At 47.1% G+C, this 15,733-nt stretch carries 15 protein-coding genes; 2 read left to right on the top strand and 13 right to left on the bottom strand.

Annotated elements, in window-relative coordinates; all coding sequences use genetic code 11:
- Position 1: 1 nt before the first annotated feature.
- Entirely contained in the window at positions 2-583 is a 582-nt protein-coding gene (locus tag HGH91_RS25585) for a HupE/UreJ family protein (RefSeq protein WP_168741726.1), read from the bottom strand.
- A 210-nt stretch (positions 584-793) separates the two neighbouring features.
- Here HGH91_RS25585 and HGH91_RS25580 point away from each other — a divergent pair, with 210 nt between their 5' ends.
- Entirely contained in the window at positions 794-1,282 is a 489-nt protein-coding gene (locus tag HGH91_RS25580; protein ID WP_168741725.1) for a DUF6702 family protein, read from the top strand.
- Positions 1,283-1,312: 30 nt separating this feature from the next.
- Positions 1,313-1,750 (top strand): GNAT family N-acetyltransferase, encoded by a 438-nt coding sequence (locus HGH91_RS25575; RefSeq protein ID WP_168741723.1) that lies wholly within the window; start codon positions 1,313-1,315, stop codon positions 1,748-1,750.
- Here the strand turns inward: HGH91_RS25575 and HGH91_RS25570 are convergent, their stop codons facing one another.
- The 12 genes from HGH91_RS25570 to HGH91_RS25515 all read right to left on the bottom strand — a co-directional run bounded on the left by HGH91_RS25570 (position 1,751) and on the right by HGH91_RS25515 (position 15,719).
- A complete protein-coding gene (locus tag HGH91_RS25570; RefSeq protein WP_168741721.1) occupies positions 1,751-2,230 on the bottom strand; it encodes a hypothetical protein in 480 nt (159 codons plus the stop codon).
- A gap of 72 nt (positions 2,231-2,302) precedes the next feature.
- Entirely contained in the window at positions 2,303-3,595 is a 1,293-nt protein-coding gene (locus tag HGH91_RS25565; RefSeq protein WP_168741719.1) for a phenylacetate--CoA ligase family protein, read from the bottom strand.
- Between the two features lie 14 nt (positions 3,596-3,609).
- Positions 3,610-3,987 (bottom strand): holo-ACP synthase, encoded by a 378-nt coding sequence (locus tag HGH91_RS25560; protein ID WP_168741717.1) that lies wholly within the window; start codon positions 3,985-3,987, stop codon positions 3,610-3,612.
- A gap of 11 nt (positions 3,988-3,998) precedes the next feature.
- On the bottom strand, positions 3,999-5,690 hold the full coding sequence (locus HGH91_RS25555; RefSeq protein ID WP_317166856.1) for a C45 family peptidase: 1,692 nt from the start codon (positions 5,688-5,690) through the stop codon (positions 3,999-4,001).
- Between the two features lies 1 nt (position 5,691).
- Positions 5,692-7,209 (bottom strand): phytoene desaturase family protein, encoded by a 1,518-nt coding sequence (locus HGH91_RS25550; protein WP_168741714.1) that lies wholly within the window; start codon positions 7,207-7,209, stop codon positions 5,692-5,694.
- Positions 7,196-11,080, bottom strand: a complete 3,885-nt coding sequence (locus HGH91_RS25545; protein WP_168741713.1) for a trifunctional MMPL family transporter/lysophospholipid acyltransferase/class I SAM-dependent methyltransferase — start codon at positions 11,078-11,080, stop codon at positions 7,196-7,198. Before HGH91_RS25545 ends, HGH91_RS25550 begins: the two co-directional genes overlap by 14 nt.
- On the bottom strand, positions 11,073-12,266 hold the full coding sequence (locus HGH91_RS25540) for a DUF2062 domain-containing protein (RefSeq protein WP_317166855.1): 1,194 nt from the start codon (positions 12,264-12,266) through the stop codon (positions 11,073-11,075). The genes HGH91_RS25545 and HGH91_RS25540 overlap by 8 nt, the downstream gene beginning before the upstream one ends.
- Entirely contained in the window at positions 12,267-12,626 is a 360-nt protein-coding gene (locus HGH91_RS25535) for a 3-hydroxyacyl-ACP dehydratase (RefSeq protein WP_168741712.1), read from the bottom strand.
- Positions 12,627-12,655: 29 nt separating this feature from the next.
- A complete protein-coding gene (locus tag HGH91_RS25530) occupies positions 12,656-13,294 on the bottom strand; it encodes a hypothetical protein (RefSeq protein WP_168741711.1) in 639 nt (212 codons plus the stop codon).
- Positions 13,257-13,889, bottom strand: coding sequence for an outer membrane lipoprotein carrier protein LolA (locus tag HGH91_RS25525; protein WP_168741710.1), 633 nt, complete (start codon positions 13,887-13,889; stop codon positions 13,257-13,259). The genes HGH91_RS25530 and HGH91_RS25525 overlap by 38 nt, the downstream gene beginning before the upstream one ends.
- Positions 13,882-14,661: a polysaccharide deacetylase family protein gene (locus tag HGH91_RS25520; protein ID WP_168741709.1), complete on the bottom strand. Its 780-nt coding sequence runs from the start codon at positions 14,659-14,661 to the stop codon at positions 13,882-13,884. The genes HGH91_RS25525 and HGH91_RS25520 overlap by 8 nt, the downstream gene beginning before the upstream one ends.
- A complete protein-coding gene (locus HGH91_RS25515; protein WP_211092423.1) occupies positions 14,655-15,719 on the bottom strand; it encodes a beta-ketoacyl synthase N-terminal-like domain-containing protein in 1,065 nt (354 codons plus the stop codon). Before HGH91_RS25515 ends, HGH91_RS25520 begins: the two co-directional genes overlap by 7 nt.
- Positions 15,720-15,733 lie beyond the last annotated feature (14 nt).

Below are 15,733 nucleotides of genomic sequence, written 5' to 3'. Positions count from 1 at the left end.
ATTAAAAAAACAGCGATCTAACGCCTTGTATAACCATTAAAAATGCGACTCCAAAGGTGGCCGACGATAGGAACATGTTCCAGTCCCGGCGTTTTACGTGGCTGATTTTCACGATCGTTGTGGATACCAGCAGTATGCTCATGACGATGATGATCTGCCCGAATTCCAGCCCCAGGTTAAATCCCAGGAGTGGTTGTACGATGTTGGCCTGGCTTCCCAATAAACTTTTCAGGTAATTGGAGAATCCCAGCCCGTGAATCAGCCCAAAAAACAATGCGTAGAAATAGTTCAGTTGCAGGTTCTGTGGCTCATCTTCCCTTTTCAGGATGTTGGACACCGCAGTGACACATATGGTGACCGGTATCAGGAACTCCACCAGTGGCCCGGGTATGCGGATAATATGTAACACACTCAAGGCCAGTGTAATAGAATGACCTACCGTGAAAGCCGTTACCAATACCAGTACTTTTCTCCAGTCGCGCAACAAGTAAATGGCACTCAGTGCTATTACAAAAAGAATGTGATCGTAAGCGTCCCAATTGATAATATGCTGCCACCCCAGCTGAAAATACAACTCATCCATTGCCCTGCCCTGCTATATTTTGGTTATGATTGCTTTACCAGCTTTGCATTTGCGTTCACTGGTATTTAAATTTTCAAAGCACACAAGATAATAATGTTCTTCAAAAATCAATATACAAATGTGTTGAACCAAAAAATCGGGATTGTGAGCGGAGAATATGGCGGCTTAAAGCGTATTTTTGTCTTCCGGTAAATTTAAAAATATAAAAAGGTGGGCTTATTATTTTGTAAATGGTGGATGACTTTGTGGCTGACAGCCGCTCATCCTTTTTATGCCAGTGTAACGGAGATTTCGCATAATGCCGCGAAGAAAGAGCTGCAGGTAAGCTGCCGTATTTTTGCAGACGACCTGGAAAATACACTCAAAGCGGAATATAAGACCTCTTTCGACATCACCCATCCTGCCAATCGCCAGCAGGTGGAGGGTTATATTGCCGGTTATCTTTCCCGTCATCTCATCATTACTTTAGATGGCAAAACAATTCCCTTACATTTTATTGGCTATAAGATAGAAGAAGACGCAGTATGGAGTTTCCTGGAAGCGGAAAATGTTCCGGCGCCTAAACAGGTACAGGTAAAAAATAACCTGTTGTATGAAAGACATCCCACGCAAACAAATATGATTCATGTAATGGTAGGGGGTGAACGGAAAAGCACGAAGCTGGATAACCCGAAAGATATAGCGGTGATGGGGTTTTAATCAAACACTACACAAATATTTATATTTCCTATGGACATCACGATCAGAACAGCTGGAGAAGAGGATTTCGCACAAATCTATCAGCTTATCCGGGAGTTTGCCCACTTCATTAAAACCCCGGAAAAGGTAACCATCACTTTGCCACAAATGATACAGGACAAAGATCGCTTTCAATGTATTGTGGCTATTTACCAAGACCAGGTCATTGGATTTGCTACCTGGTTCTTCGCCTATTATTCCTGGTCAGGAAAAGCGGTGTACCTGGACGATCTGTATGTAAAAGACCAATATCGCGGCCATGCTATTGGAACAGCACTAATGGATGCCGTGATAGAAAAAGCCAGGGAAGCAGGATGTAAGAAGGTAAGATGGCAGGTATCCAACTGGAACCAGCACGCTATTGAATTTTATAAAAAACGCGGTGCACAGATAGATGAAGTAGAAATCAATTGCGACCTGGTATTATAGTTATATGCTGAACTTGTAGTTATATACTTTTTCCCCGTCGATATAATCTCCGAAATCTGTTCCGGTGATTTCGCCAAACAGGCTGCGTGCATAACTAAATACATCGCCATTCACTACGCCAAACTGTATCATCCCATCGGCATATACGATATCGGCAATGGCCGCTTCATCTTCAAATACGCTGATGTAACAGAACATGGCATTGTCGTTATAGGTGATGAGCGCTGTTTTGCCACCAACGGAAGCTTTTCTTACCCGGGTAGATTCTGCCACGCCGGAAGCCGGGCAGATAATAACGGTGCCCTTTTCACCATAGCACACGCTCATTGTCCATTCTGTAGCATTCATCCGCAAATGGCCGTTGAAAACACTCTCACCCGTTGGCTCCATACTTTTCAACCGGAAATCATCCTGTAAAGTGGATAACTGCTGAGGGTGATATACTTTATTGCTGAGCGCCACAACGAAACTCATGCCCATAGGGATACCTGTTTATATGTAATCAATAAGAATAAATATAAACATTATTTTATATATACAAATAAATAACGGCTAATTTCTGTTATCTAAAAACTTTACCGGTTTGCGGCTGTTTTCCGGAAACTGCATACGCATAATTTCCTGCTGGCCGGTATACCGCACCTGGGGGATTACCCGTAGCTTGGCCTGGAGATAGGATTTTATTTTGCGGTCCATTTCTTCCGACTCTTCCCGGGGCCAAAGGTGCAGGAGGATTTCATCGGTACCCAATTCATTGGAATATACTTCCACTACAAACTCTTTCACATCTTCCATATCGTTCAGCAGGTCGAACAGGGCCGGCGGATACAAGGTGGTACCCTTGTACTTGATCATCTGTTTTTTACGTCCTATTACGGGAGACAAGCGCAAGGTATGCCTGCCGCAGCTACAGGTATCGTAATGATACTGGCAGATATCGCCGGTCTTATAACGCAACAGGGGCATGCCTTCTACGCCCAGCGTGGTAATGGTAACTTCTCCTTCTTCACCGGGAGCCACTGGTTGGTTGTTTTCATCCAGTAATTCCACATACAACAGCTCCGGATGATGATGCCCGCCATTACCTGCTTTGCACTCCGTAAAGGCCGTTTGCATTTCAGTGGAAGCATAGGTGGAATACAATTTTATATTCCATTGCTCTGTAATTTTTTTGCCTAAAACATTCAGCGAAAAATCCGTATTCCGGATGTTTTCACCTATACACACGGCTTTCTTTACAGATGTTTTATTGATGTCGATGTGATGCTCTTTCGCGTAGGCGATCAGCTTTACGATAAAGGAAGGTACACCTACGATAACGGTAGGCTGTATACGCTGTATATTTTCCCATTGCATACTGGGTACGCCAGGGCCTACGCGTAATACGCCGGCGCCGAGTTTACGTATACCGTTGTAATACGCCATCCCTGCCATAAACTGGCGGTCCAGCGTCAGCATCAGCTGGTAAATATCGTTGTCTGTTCCGTCGGCGCAACAAAAAGAAATGTATTCGTTATAACTTAAACGTTGCAGGTCTTTTTCTGTGAGGGCAATAATGACGGGGCGCCCGAGGGTGCCGGAAGTGGTGGTATATTCCGCAATCTTACTTTTATCTACGCAAAGAAATTCCCAGTTGTGTTCCTGTAAGTCTTCTTTGGTTACCGGTGGAATCATGGAAAATGCTTCCAGCGACTGAACCTGGTCGGCAGCAATGTCATGCTTTTTAAACCACGCTTTATAGAATGGTGAAAATTCACGCAGGTAGCCCAACAGGCGCAACACTTCTTTCTCCTGGTAAGCCCTGATGGCTGCTTTCGACTGTAATTCAATATCTGGTATATACATCTTCCCCTAAAAATTTATCCTTCAATAATGACCATCGCCACGGCGGCGCTTTTTTCGTGAGATAAAGACACCCATATTTTTTTGATGCCCATGGTACCGTACCTGGAGGCACCCTTTCCAATCAGGTATACTTCCGGCTTGCCGGCTTCATCGTTGCGTATTTCTATCTCGTCGAAGTTAATGCCGCCGTTTCCCCAACCTGTTCCCATGGCTTTCAACACTGCTTCCTTGGCAGCAAAACGGGCAGCATAGCTATCGGCCGGAGCAGCCTGCTTTTCGCAATAGGTGATTTCATAGGGCGTGAATACCAGGTTGCGAAACCCCTCGCCCTTAGCCAGCTTGGCCGCGATACGGGGCACCTCCACAATGTCTGTTCCAATACCTATAATCATAACAGTTACTTTTAGTGGTTCGCCTGCAATTTTGCATTACATAACTCCAGCTGTTTACGGATATGATTCTCCTCTCCTTTGGTGGCAATGACTTTCGTTAAACCCGTTTCATAATATTGTTTGGCAGCCACATACTCCCTGCGCTTAAACGCATAATCACCTGCCAGCACATATGTATGATAGTATGCGGGGTTAGACGCAATCAATGCGTTAATATCTACCGTTTTACCTTCTTTTATCTGGTCTCTCAGCTGCCGGTAAGTATTGAAGGCAACATATTCTTTTGATAGCAGGAAGCTGTCGGCCGGAATAGTTTGTGCGCTATCATATACCTCATGATCGGAATCCAGGCCGTGCATGCTGAATATTTTGTTCAAATCGTAGGCCACAAACTGCCCCAGTTGCCAGGGTGCAGTAGATACCCACACCATCCGTTTTTTAGGTTCAAATACGATGGAATGATGGGCAATCAACTGGTTGATGGCTTTTTCATTCCCCAGGCCAATATTGGCATTATGTAAACCACCGCGGTCGCGGAGGATGTTCACTGTTTTTTGTACTGTATTGGGCCCGTTTTCCTGCATCAGCTCTTTCAATCTTTCATAACGGTATTCCGATGCACTTTCCTTCATCTGGAGCTTGTTCGACGCCAGGTTACCGAGTGTGTCGCCCTGGAAGTGATTGGTACAGGTAATGGTGTTTTTACCAGAGCTGTACATATCCATGCCCTGCGGCGTTTTTTCGATGAGCACCGCTTTGTTATCAGCAGCCGAGCCAACCAGGAAAGATTCCGACACAAACATTTCCCGCTTGCTGGCTATATTCCAGGCTTCGGAGATGTTACCTGCATATTGCAGGATTTCCCGGGCTACCAGCGATACCGGTGTAGCAGCAGCGGTAGGCACACTGGTTTTAGCGGCATTGATGGTCACTGTCAGGCCCTGGTCGTTCATACCGGATACGACTCCTGTAAAACCGCCCCAGGTTACAAACATGAACTTATGCCCTTTTTCCGGGCGATAGAACACTACCATCTTTTCTTTCGCAAAATCGTCGCCCATATAAAAGTCGAAATTGCGCCCGATAATCAGGTTGCTGTCGGCCGACTGATCGTTCCAGGTGCCAAAAGACGTACAACCCACCAGCATCATGCCTTGCAGTGCATGTCCTATATCGTGTGCCGCATGATAGTTCATCAAACGGGAATAGTTGGTACCAATGTAATCGTAGTTGGGAGAAGCGGAAAATGATTCTCCATAAATTTCTTCCTTAAACTCCTCCGGCACATGACTGGTCAGGTCCCTGTTAAACCAGCCTATAAAGTATTTCAGGAAGTGAAGCATGAACTTGGAGGGCACCATTTTACTGAACTGGGCCACAAACACATCTTCCTGCCGGCGGATCAACTCTCCGGACAATTTACCATTGATTACCCCGCGTTCAAAAGGCGCGCCTTCTACATACATTTCATACAGGCCACTGTTGCTCTTGCGAAACCAGTTGTTACCGAGTGTATAGCAGGTACTGTCCAGCTCTTTGCGTTGCAGCTGCAACGCGCGCTGATCTGTCACCACGGGCGGCGGCATTTTGCTCACGGCCACCAGGTAAACTGCCAATCCCACAAAGAGCAGCAAGAAAAACCCGATGATATATAAAAGTATGCGTCCTAATCTTTTCCAGCCGCTTCGTTTCTTTTGTTTCACTTTATATTGATATTGACTGATTAATTTCATCCACCAGGAAGTCCATGCCCAGCAATTCTGCCGAGGTAATCACCCCACTGATGGTCACTCCTAAAATTCCATGCAAGTTCAGGTTTTGACCTGTAAGATACAAATTGGATAATTTGGTACGGGCCGATATCATAGTCCGCAGTGGATCTGCGCTATCTTTCATAATGCCGTACATGCTGCCATCCCCGGTACCGATATAGTCGCGGTACGACAATGGTGTAGCCACATAATACGATTGTATACAGTTCCGGAATCCCGGGAATTGCTTTTCCACACAATCGATCAGCAGGTCTGCCTTTTGTTGTTTAAATGCCTCGTAGTCTGCGCCCCGGCCTTCCGGTTGCAGTACAGTATGGATGGTATGTTGCCAGGGCCCCATTTCGGCATACCGCATATACGTCATTACCGACAGGCTATCGGCATAGGTTTCATGCCGGGAGCTGGCCGATACGTACATCGCATAGGTTTGCGGCCATTCTTCCGCGCGGTAGTCGATGCCCGCCCAGGCATCAGGAGTGGCATGGTAATAATGATTATAGTTGAGATACCTGAATGTACCGGGTTTCAGCACCACGTTCAATACAAACGCGCCTACCGAATTTTCCAGTTGCTGTACGCGGTTGCGATAAGCGCTCCGGAGCGTATCGCTATGGGTCATGGCCATCGTTTGCGCCGGATGCAGATTAGAGATATAATGAGTGGCCCTGGCGCGGGTGCCATCCTGTAAAACAATATGGTCTACCTGGTCGCCTTCTCCCTGGATGGCGGTTACTGCCATATTCCGGATAATGTTGCCCCCATTTTCCCGGATACGCCGACATAACAGCTTCCCTATCTGGGAGCCGCCATCCACGCATTTCCAGGAGCTTTTCATATAGCTGTTTAACACCAACGCATGTACGTAAAAAGGCGTTTTTTCGGCCATGCCGGCGTATAACAGGTTGTTGCCCGCCAATACCTGTTGTAATTTTTCGTTGCTGGTAATACTGCGTAAGTAGCTGGCGGTATTGAGCTGCAGTACACTGCGTTTTTCTTCATAGTCGCCCGTACGGAGATTATACAGCGGGAACTTGCTGCATACTTCACTGATCTTATCACAGTAGGCCCGCAGCGCGGCTTCTTCTTCCGGGAAATCGGCCAGCAGGGTGCGGATAAAGTTTTCCTCGCCCTGAGCCAGTTTGTATATTTTATCATCCCCGGCAAAGCTGATATGATCGAAGCCGTCCATATCCATACGTTTCAGCTTCAGCTGATCGTAGATGCCCAGGTATTTAAATACTTTATAGAGATTTTCGCCCGGAGCCAGGCCACCAATATAATGTACGCCTGAATCAAAGATGACTTTTTCCCGGGAATAGGTTTGCAGGCAACCACCTGCCTGCCGGTTTTTTTCATAAATACAAACACGGTAGCCGTGCTGGCTGAGGATAGCGCCACAAACAAGGCCTCCGAGGCCGCTGCCTATAATGATGACATCATAGCTGTGCATAATTTTTTTGGGGAAGTTTTTTTATCACAAATATTACATTCGAGGTATACCGGGTGTTGTCTATCTGCTCCGCTACCGCACCATATTTGCTGACCAGGTTACGCACATGTGAAGCGGAAAAAAACGATAACTGCTGATTACCCGTTTTATTAAATCCAAACACTTTTGTAGACATAAACTCTGTAAACTTCGTGCCTTCATGCCTTTTGGCCATGTCACTGTCGCCATCGCGTACCACGATAACGCCATCCGGGGTAAGCCTGCGTATACACTGCTGCAACAGGGCTTCCTGTGCCGCAGGCTGCAGGTAATGCAATACATCACTTAAAATAAAGGCATCGTATTTTTCAAACGGCGTTTGGGAAATATCGCCGTGAATAAACTGTAGCTGTCCCGGCTTCTGGTAACACCAGGCCGCCGTAGCTATTTTCTCTTCGTCGTAGTCGATACCGGTAATTTCACGCCCTGGCGCTGTCCAGGTAAGCATATAATCCATGAAACCATAGCCACAGCCTATATCCAGGATGCGACCGGTTGTCGGAAGCAATTCATGAAACAGCTCATAGTTCTTTTCCATGGCGGTTTTCACCCGCATATACCACTCCAGCACCGGCCCTTTATAAATGTAATTATACTTCAGCTGCTCCCGGAAATATTTCGGCACCTCTATTTCTGCCCGCAACACTTCGTACTGTTGTCTGAAATACCGGCTGATACTTTTCGTACGTGCGCTATAGTTATCCCCCCAGGACGTGTCCTGTGGCGTAATACGCGGCAGGTATTTAACCGTTACGGTACCATCTTTCAGCAGGAAATCGCCCTTACTCATCGTATAGGCGGTACCGTGAATAACAATGGGTACTATATCCAGTCCCAGTTGTTCAGCAATATAGAAGGCGCCTTTATGAAACCGCTTGATAACAGGATCGGGAGAACGGGTACCTTCAGGGTATACCACGATGGAATAACCTTCTGCCACGCGTTGTTTTAATTTCTCAATAGCCCCTTCCGCTCCATCAGCTACCGGGTAATAGTCGGCCAGCCGCACTACCGCCCCAAATACCGGCGAACGCCATACCCACTGGTTAGTGAGCAGTATCACCTTGGGATGCAGCATGGTAGATACCAGGATATCCAGGAAAGACTGGTGATTACTGATGATAACTGCCGGCTTTTCAAACTGCTCATTGGCGGGATTGACAACACGCTTCTTCACATTCCCCATAATATACAATACGCTACGTGTATAGGCCGAAAGAATGCGGTGGTATAATAGTTTACCTTTTTCCTTATTGAAAGGATTTAAGCGGATCAATAGGGAGCCTATGACCGTCAACAACAGACAACCTACCGTGAAATAAATAAAGGAAAATACCGATAAGCACCACCCTTTCAGGGTCCAGGGAGCATAGTTCTTTTTTACGCGGTTGGTGATCAGCCAGTTGAACAGGAATGGGATAATCACCTGGGAAATCAATACCACCGTACTGATCCCGATAATAGATATCAGGGCAATTGATTTCAGTGAAGGATGCTTCGCAAAGATCAGCACGCCCAATCCAAGTATGGTAGTGATGGCCGACAGGAAAATAGAGGATTTGAAAGAAGAAAGGGTTTTCTTGCCGGTCTTGTATTCCTGCAACAGCCCGTCCATCATAAAGATGCTGTAGTCATCTCCCAAACCAAAAATAAACGTGGAAAGGATGATATTGACAATATTAAACCTGATACCAAACAATCCCATAATTCCTAATATCCAGATCCAGCTCACGGCCATCGGGATAAAGGTAATCAGCGCCAGCTCAATGCGGCCGTACGACAGCAATAGGGCGAAAAACACCAGCAGGGAGGTCATCCAGGCGATGCTGTTAAACTCATCTTTGATCACTTCTACCAGCCTGTTTGCTGCGTATTGCTTATCCAGCACCGTAGTGCCCCGCAGGTTTTCCAATGCGTTGTACACCGCCTGTTTATGCGCCGGATCCACCTTCAACAGTGTTACTACCGACGTAGCGCCATTCTTTTGTATAATAAAATCGCCCAGGTTGCCACTTTGCAAGGTCTTTACCGCCTCTGGCGACAACGGCTGAAAGTCTTTATGCAGTAACTCATCAAAGTTATTGAATGCGGTGGCGCTAAAGCCGAAGCGCGTGCCTTCCTGGCGCAGGTAAGCGAGCAAAGCTGCTCGTTTGTTGGCGTCGGCAGCCTGCCAGTAGCGGTTCCAGCGATCAATGCGTGTCTGCTGTTCTTTTTCAGATAACAGCAACGACTGTACGCCGGCATATTTTTTTACAATTCCTTTCTCCTGCAACTGCTGTATTACCGGCATCAGCTGCTCCCCGTTTTCCAGGGCGCTCTCCAGGTTATGCCCATCAGAAACTACGTATACCGACTGGGCAATATAAGCGTTCACCGCATTGAGGTGTGCTTCTGCTGCCTTCAATTGCGGCGTCATGTAATTCATGCGCATCATGTCACTTTCAAAAGATACGTTGCGCGCAGTATAAAAGAATACAATGGTGAGCAGGAAAATAGCGCCTACCAGGTATTTATTTTTCTCCGGTTTGTAAGCCGATAACTTATCCAGCCAGTTATCGTGGTGGGTGTGCTGCTGCTGTGCATGTTGCCCAATCACTATCCAGTGAGGCAGGAATACCAATGAAAATAAGGCCGCCCCTACCAGGCTAAGCGCTGCAAACAATCCCACATCGCGCAGCATGGGCGATTCTACAAACTGCAAACAGAGAAAACCGCCTACGGTGGTAAAGCTGCCCAGGGTCATGGGCATAGCCAGGTCATTGATCACTTCCCGGATATCATGCGAATGGCGGTAGTGATTAAATACATGCAACGAATAGTTCACGGCAATACCCAATACCACCGCACCAGCCCCCATGGCCATTACCGAGATATGTCCCTTTACGGCATATATCCAGGCCAGTGAAAAGAGGCCACCAAAAATCACGGGTAACATCACCAGTACCGGCGATCTTTTCTTCCGGAAAAACAGGGCAATCAATACTACCAATAACACAATGGTAATGCCCTGTGTTAAAAAGGTATCCTGTCTTAACTGGGTGGCATTGCCAACCGATACCGCAGTACCTCCAAAATAAGACGCTGCTACGCCGGGGTAATGCTGGTCCAGGCTATCTTTTATTTTATCCAGTCCCTGCAGGAACTGCGCATTAATCTTCGTTGCTCCCGGTGGATTAGCCGGTGTAATAAAGATCATCACATGCTTATGATCTTTTGTGATCACATAGTTGTCATATAGTTCATACTGATCATCCACCTGGAGATGTTGCAACTTCCGGATGCCTATCCAGGAAATGCCCACCGGGTCGGCCTGTATCATCTTCTTCAGTACCAGTCCCGCCGGTGAGATGAGAGTGTTGTAATCGTATTGCAGCGATTCCTGCAGCTTAGCAGGCTGCAATAAACTATCTATCTTTACATAGTCTTTTTCTTCCAGGAAGATGGGAAGATGTTGTTGTATCACCTGCATCAATCCCATGACCATGGAATCTTGCGCCTGCGATTGTATTTGTTTGATATAGGGCGACAGCTGGGCGCCGGCCTGTGTAGCAAGGTCCGCAGCATAGGCAGTAAGGCTGTCGGGTTGTGCCGCCTGTGTAGTATCTTTTTGAGAGATGGTGACAATCAGCTTGTCTGCAAAGCGGGAATCCTGGAATACCTGTTGCAGTTTATCCAGCTTCTTATCTTGCGGTAGTATTTTTGTGATATCTTCTTCCAGCTTAATTTTGGCAGCAAAATATCCCACCAGCAAAAAACTGAGCAGGGTACAGGACCACAGCCAGCCTTTGCGCTGTTCAAAAAAGTTATATATCGCTACAAAAAGACTACCCATTTTTTTTTTCTTTTCTAAACATTCCCAACAACATCCAACTCAGCAGCCAGGCGGCGATGCCCGCCAGTACGGCCAGTGTAACACTGCCCACTATAAATTGCAGCATATTGTCGCGGAAGGTCCGGAAGGTAATACCATCCTTAAATACCAGGTCTTTCGCGGTTTGCCCCATCCAGATGCGACCGGTGTAAAAACCGGCAAACATAATGAAGGGAGTAAACGGCGGTGTACTGATATGCGCCGACAACAATACCAATGCTTTATTCAATTTCAATTTAATAGATACCAGTATCGCTACCAGTAGTTGCGCGCCCCAGATAGGCATAATGGCCATGAACACGCCAAAGCCTATAGACGCTGCTTTCCTGACATTAGATTCTTCCGCTTTCAGCACTTCTTCTTTCCACATCCGCTTCCAGTTTTCCTTTTTCAACAGGAAACGGATAAAGTCGCGGGGCTTGATATATAGGAAAGTTACCAGTACCAGTACCGTATTAAGTATCGATATCCGGACGAAATCGCGGAACGGCCGGAAATGCGATACCCGCTCTTCCGGCGGCGGATAGTACACTTTCACCGGTGTCCAGTTCACTTTAATACCTTTCCAGGCGCTGCGTACCAGCACTTCTATTTCAAATTCGTACTTGGTACAAAAGAAATTCATTTTCCCCATGCGGAGCAGGGGATACAGCCGATAGCCGGATTGTGTATCAGGTCCTTTCAACCCGGTGGTTACCCAGAACCAGAAGTTAGATATTTTATTGGCGGTAGTATTCTTACCGGGCATATTTTCCTGTTGCAGGTTGCGCGCGCCAATGATCAATGCTTCCGGCTGCTCCTCTATCTGTTGCACCATAGCTGGCAAATCGGTGGCAAAGTGCTGTCCGTCGGCATCCATGGTAATCACGTAGTGATATCCTTGTTGCAGCGCATAGGAAAATCCGCGGCGCAAGGCAGCGCCTTTACCACGGTTAGGGCTATACGACACTAATTGCAGATGGGGATACTGTTCCAGTACCGCCAGCGTTTCATCGGTGGCCCCATCATTTACCACTATTACATGGCTGGTGTAGGTAAGCGCTTCCGATAATACCGCGCCGAGGGTACCTGCGTTGTTGTACGTAGGAATCAGCACCGCCGCGCGGTGACGCTCAAAATGGTCGTTATGTGTAGGTGCGTTCGCCACTTAGTTAAATATACCCTGGAATTTCATAAATGTTTTGTCTTCCCGCTTCAGGGTAGCCGTTACTTTCCAGCCGTTCTCTTCTTCTTTATACACCACGGATACATCTACCAGGGGCTGTTGTACCGGGTCTATCATTTGCAGGAACTTCATCTGGTTCGCTTTCTTCAGGGTGACCTTCTTTTGCAGCGCGCTCTCCAGTACTTCTGTAATGGTTTGCATCATGCATACGCCGGGCACCACAGGTTGTTCAGGAAAATGACCCTGAAAAATGGGATGTCCCGCATTCAGTTCAATGGTAGTGGTCACCTGTCCTGGTTCCTGGGATTGCGCTGTAACGTTATAAAAATTGCCTGCTAACATGGAGTGTGATGATTTAAATGATGTTGATATTATTTTTCTACCTTTTGCAGGGAGATATTGAATTTGAAGTGCTCGTGACGGATGTTGATCGAATCGGGCACGCCATTCGTGTAATGCTGCATCCACACCGTAACAGCGGGGCGACGGCGGGATGATTTTTCTATCCTTACCAGCTGTGTACAGGTAGTATCGGTAATGTAGTAGTTGTTCCCTTTTTCCGTTGGTAATACCACATAACGGTAACGGCTATCCGTAGCTACATGTGCCTGGGTGAGATCCGGATGCAGCAGCACCAGTGCAAAATCCTGCTGCAATGTTTTCACCACGGCTTTCTTATCCATTTTGGCCATCAGGTAGTGTTTGGTAAACTGCCCGTTTTTATCAAATTCAAAATCAAAGAACTTAAATCCCATTTCGTTGGCAAATACCACGCGGGTACTGCTATCCGGCATTTGTTTAAAAAACAGGAGGCCGCTGAGATGATGCTTTAAGATGTCGACCTGCGTACTATACAGCGAAGACGTAAACTGCGGACTGAATTGCCGGATGCAGTTTACATCACCGGCGGCAGGCTGCAGGCCTTTGTACACCGAGCGGCAGCTGGTCATCAGCAAAGCGATCCAGACAATATTACTTAACCGAAAATACCGCATCGGCAATAGCTGCATTCAGCTGTTTATGTAAAAAACTAATGGTCGTGTCATCACCAGACGATTCTGCCATCGTAATTTTAGATACAGAATAATCCTGCTTGTCTACCAGTAACACAATTGTTTTGAAATATTCTTTCATTACTTTGTTTACCGGTGTCAGCTCCAGGCGGTAGGACTGGTTATTTTCAGTAGCCTTGGTGGTGAAGTCGGCGTTATCCAGTACTGTTCCACGTACGCAGTCAACGGTAATTTTATTGATCTGTTCAAACAGCTTATTGCTCTTTCCAGACACTTTATTCTCTTTCTGGGCATCTTTAATCCGGATATCTTTCCCGTTGATGACCAGCAGGTAATAGGATGGCTGCATATATTCCATTCTTACCTTATTATCTTTCTTAAACCAGAACTTGCCTTTAGATACAATCTTATCAGACAGCATGCTCAGGTTTTTTTCCTGTACAAAATCGCATTGAATGCTCTGGGTGCGTTGCGCAGCGGCGGCAAACTGCTGTTTCAGCGGGGCCAGGTCGGCCACCGGCTTAAACCCTGTTTGCGCCTGTATTTGCAGGCTTGCTACGGAACAAAGCAACACTAAAATCCATTTACACATAAGCTCTCACGTTTAACATTTTATCAATTCTCTCCAGCCGGTATCCCTGTTGGCGGATATCGCGGATCAGTTGTGGCAATATAGCGGCGGTTATCTTACAGGTATCGTGTAGCAGGATAACGGCGCCGGGTTTGAGTTGTGTTAATATCCTGTGCAACAGTGCTTCTCCATCTTTGGCTACGGTATCGAGGGAGCGGACACTCCAGCCCACCGGGAGGTAGTTGCCTGCTTTTACGGCCCTGGCCAGGTTGGGATTGGTAACGCCATAAGGCGGACGAAACAGCCGCGGATGCAGGCCGGTAGCATCTACCGTAAGCGCATCCATTTGTTGCATATCTGTCAGCATATTAGCCGACAGTTTCATATCAAACCAGAAATGATGGGAATAGGTGTGGTTGCCTATTACATGTCCTTCCTGGTAAATGCGTTTCAGCAAGGATTCATTGCCTGTAATATTTTTTCCGATACAGAAAAACGCTGCAGGCGCCTGTTCTTCTTTTAAGATATCCAGGATAACAGGCGTATATTCCGTTTGCGGACCATCATCGAAAGACAGGGCCGCCACCTTTTCCGTCGTATCTGCCTGGCATTGCACCTTCATAAAGAAGTTAGCTTCAATATTGATGGCGCCATGAATGGTAAAGGGCAGGTAAATCAGTATGGGAAGGCCATAATACCAGAATGGTATATCATACCCCATGAGCTTGTCCAGGCATAATAATACCAGGAGGCTCACTACAGCAATGATATTTACAATCCTGTTATTCAGCATGCGGTGAGTAGTACAAAGGAATGGTGTGTTCCCTGGTGATGGTTATACAATAGAATCCTGTTGATTTTTTGTGGTGCACGACCATAGAATACGGCTGCTTCCGGAACGGCTTGTTCCGCGATAATGGCGTTGGCCATCCACAGCCCAAAGGCCGCAGCGGTAGGATATTCGCCGCAGAGATGTTTGAAGCTGGCTTCTGCATGATCGGGAAACAAGGCGGCGGCTACTTCTTCATACATTTCATCCTGGTCAATGTCTCCATTTCTGCCGGTTACCAGCAGGTCTATGTCGGCTGGCGTACAGCGGTGCTCTTCCAGGAATTTCATGATATGACCAATTACTTCTCCCTCCCACAGCGGTTTGTACAGGGTGCTTACACCTGTTAACTCCGCTACCGTGCCTGGGTCTTTGGTAGCGCCCAACGCAAAAAAGGCTGCGCCTTCGCCGGCAATGGTGCCGGTATCGGGACTGTTGAGCAACTCCATTGTTTTTACCGGCGCTTTCTTATAAATGCCGAAACGGGATAATACCTGGTGGCTGTAGTTGGTAATTTCATCCATGCCACCGGCCAGTATATGTTTTGCCGTGCCTTCTTTTAAGATCATAATAGCATCGAGCAAGGCATTTTCGAAAGAAAATCCGCGGTGTACAAAAGTATTGTTGTACCCGTTACATCCCAGCAGCAAGGCTATCTGCCCGGCTACGGTGTTGTGGGTGCTTTGTATAAAGGCGGTTGGCGTCAGCATTTCTTCCTGCTGGTTCACCATTTTGGTTAAAAACACGCCGGTATCGTCAAGGCATCCGTAGGCGGTGCCGGTGATGATAGCATCCGGCAAGGTGATGCCGGCGGCCTCCAGACTCAGGTTGGCAGCCGCTACGCCCATCTTCACCACACGGCTCATGCGACGGATCTGTTTTACGTCAATCCACTGCTTATAATCCGGATCTACGGTGGCCAGCCTCACTTGTTCATACTCCCTGGGAGCAGCCAGCAAAGGCCCTCCCTGCGCAGTATCCTGCGGAGATATACAACCGGTGCCATTGATGTAGATATTCATGTAGTCGTTAACTT

Origin of the sequence: Chitinophaga eiseniae, from assembly GCF_012641265.1 — a bacterium.
Taxonomy (GTDB): domain Bacteria; phylum Bacteroidota; class Bacteroidia; order Chitinophagales; family Chitinophagaceae; genus Chitinophaga; species Chitinophaga eiseniae_A.
The sequence above is the reverse complement of the archived record's forward strand: the minus strand, read 5'-3'. Positions and strand labels throughout refer to the sequence as shown.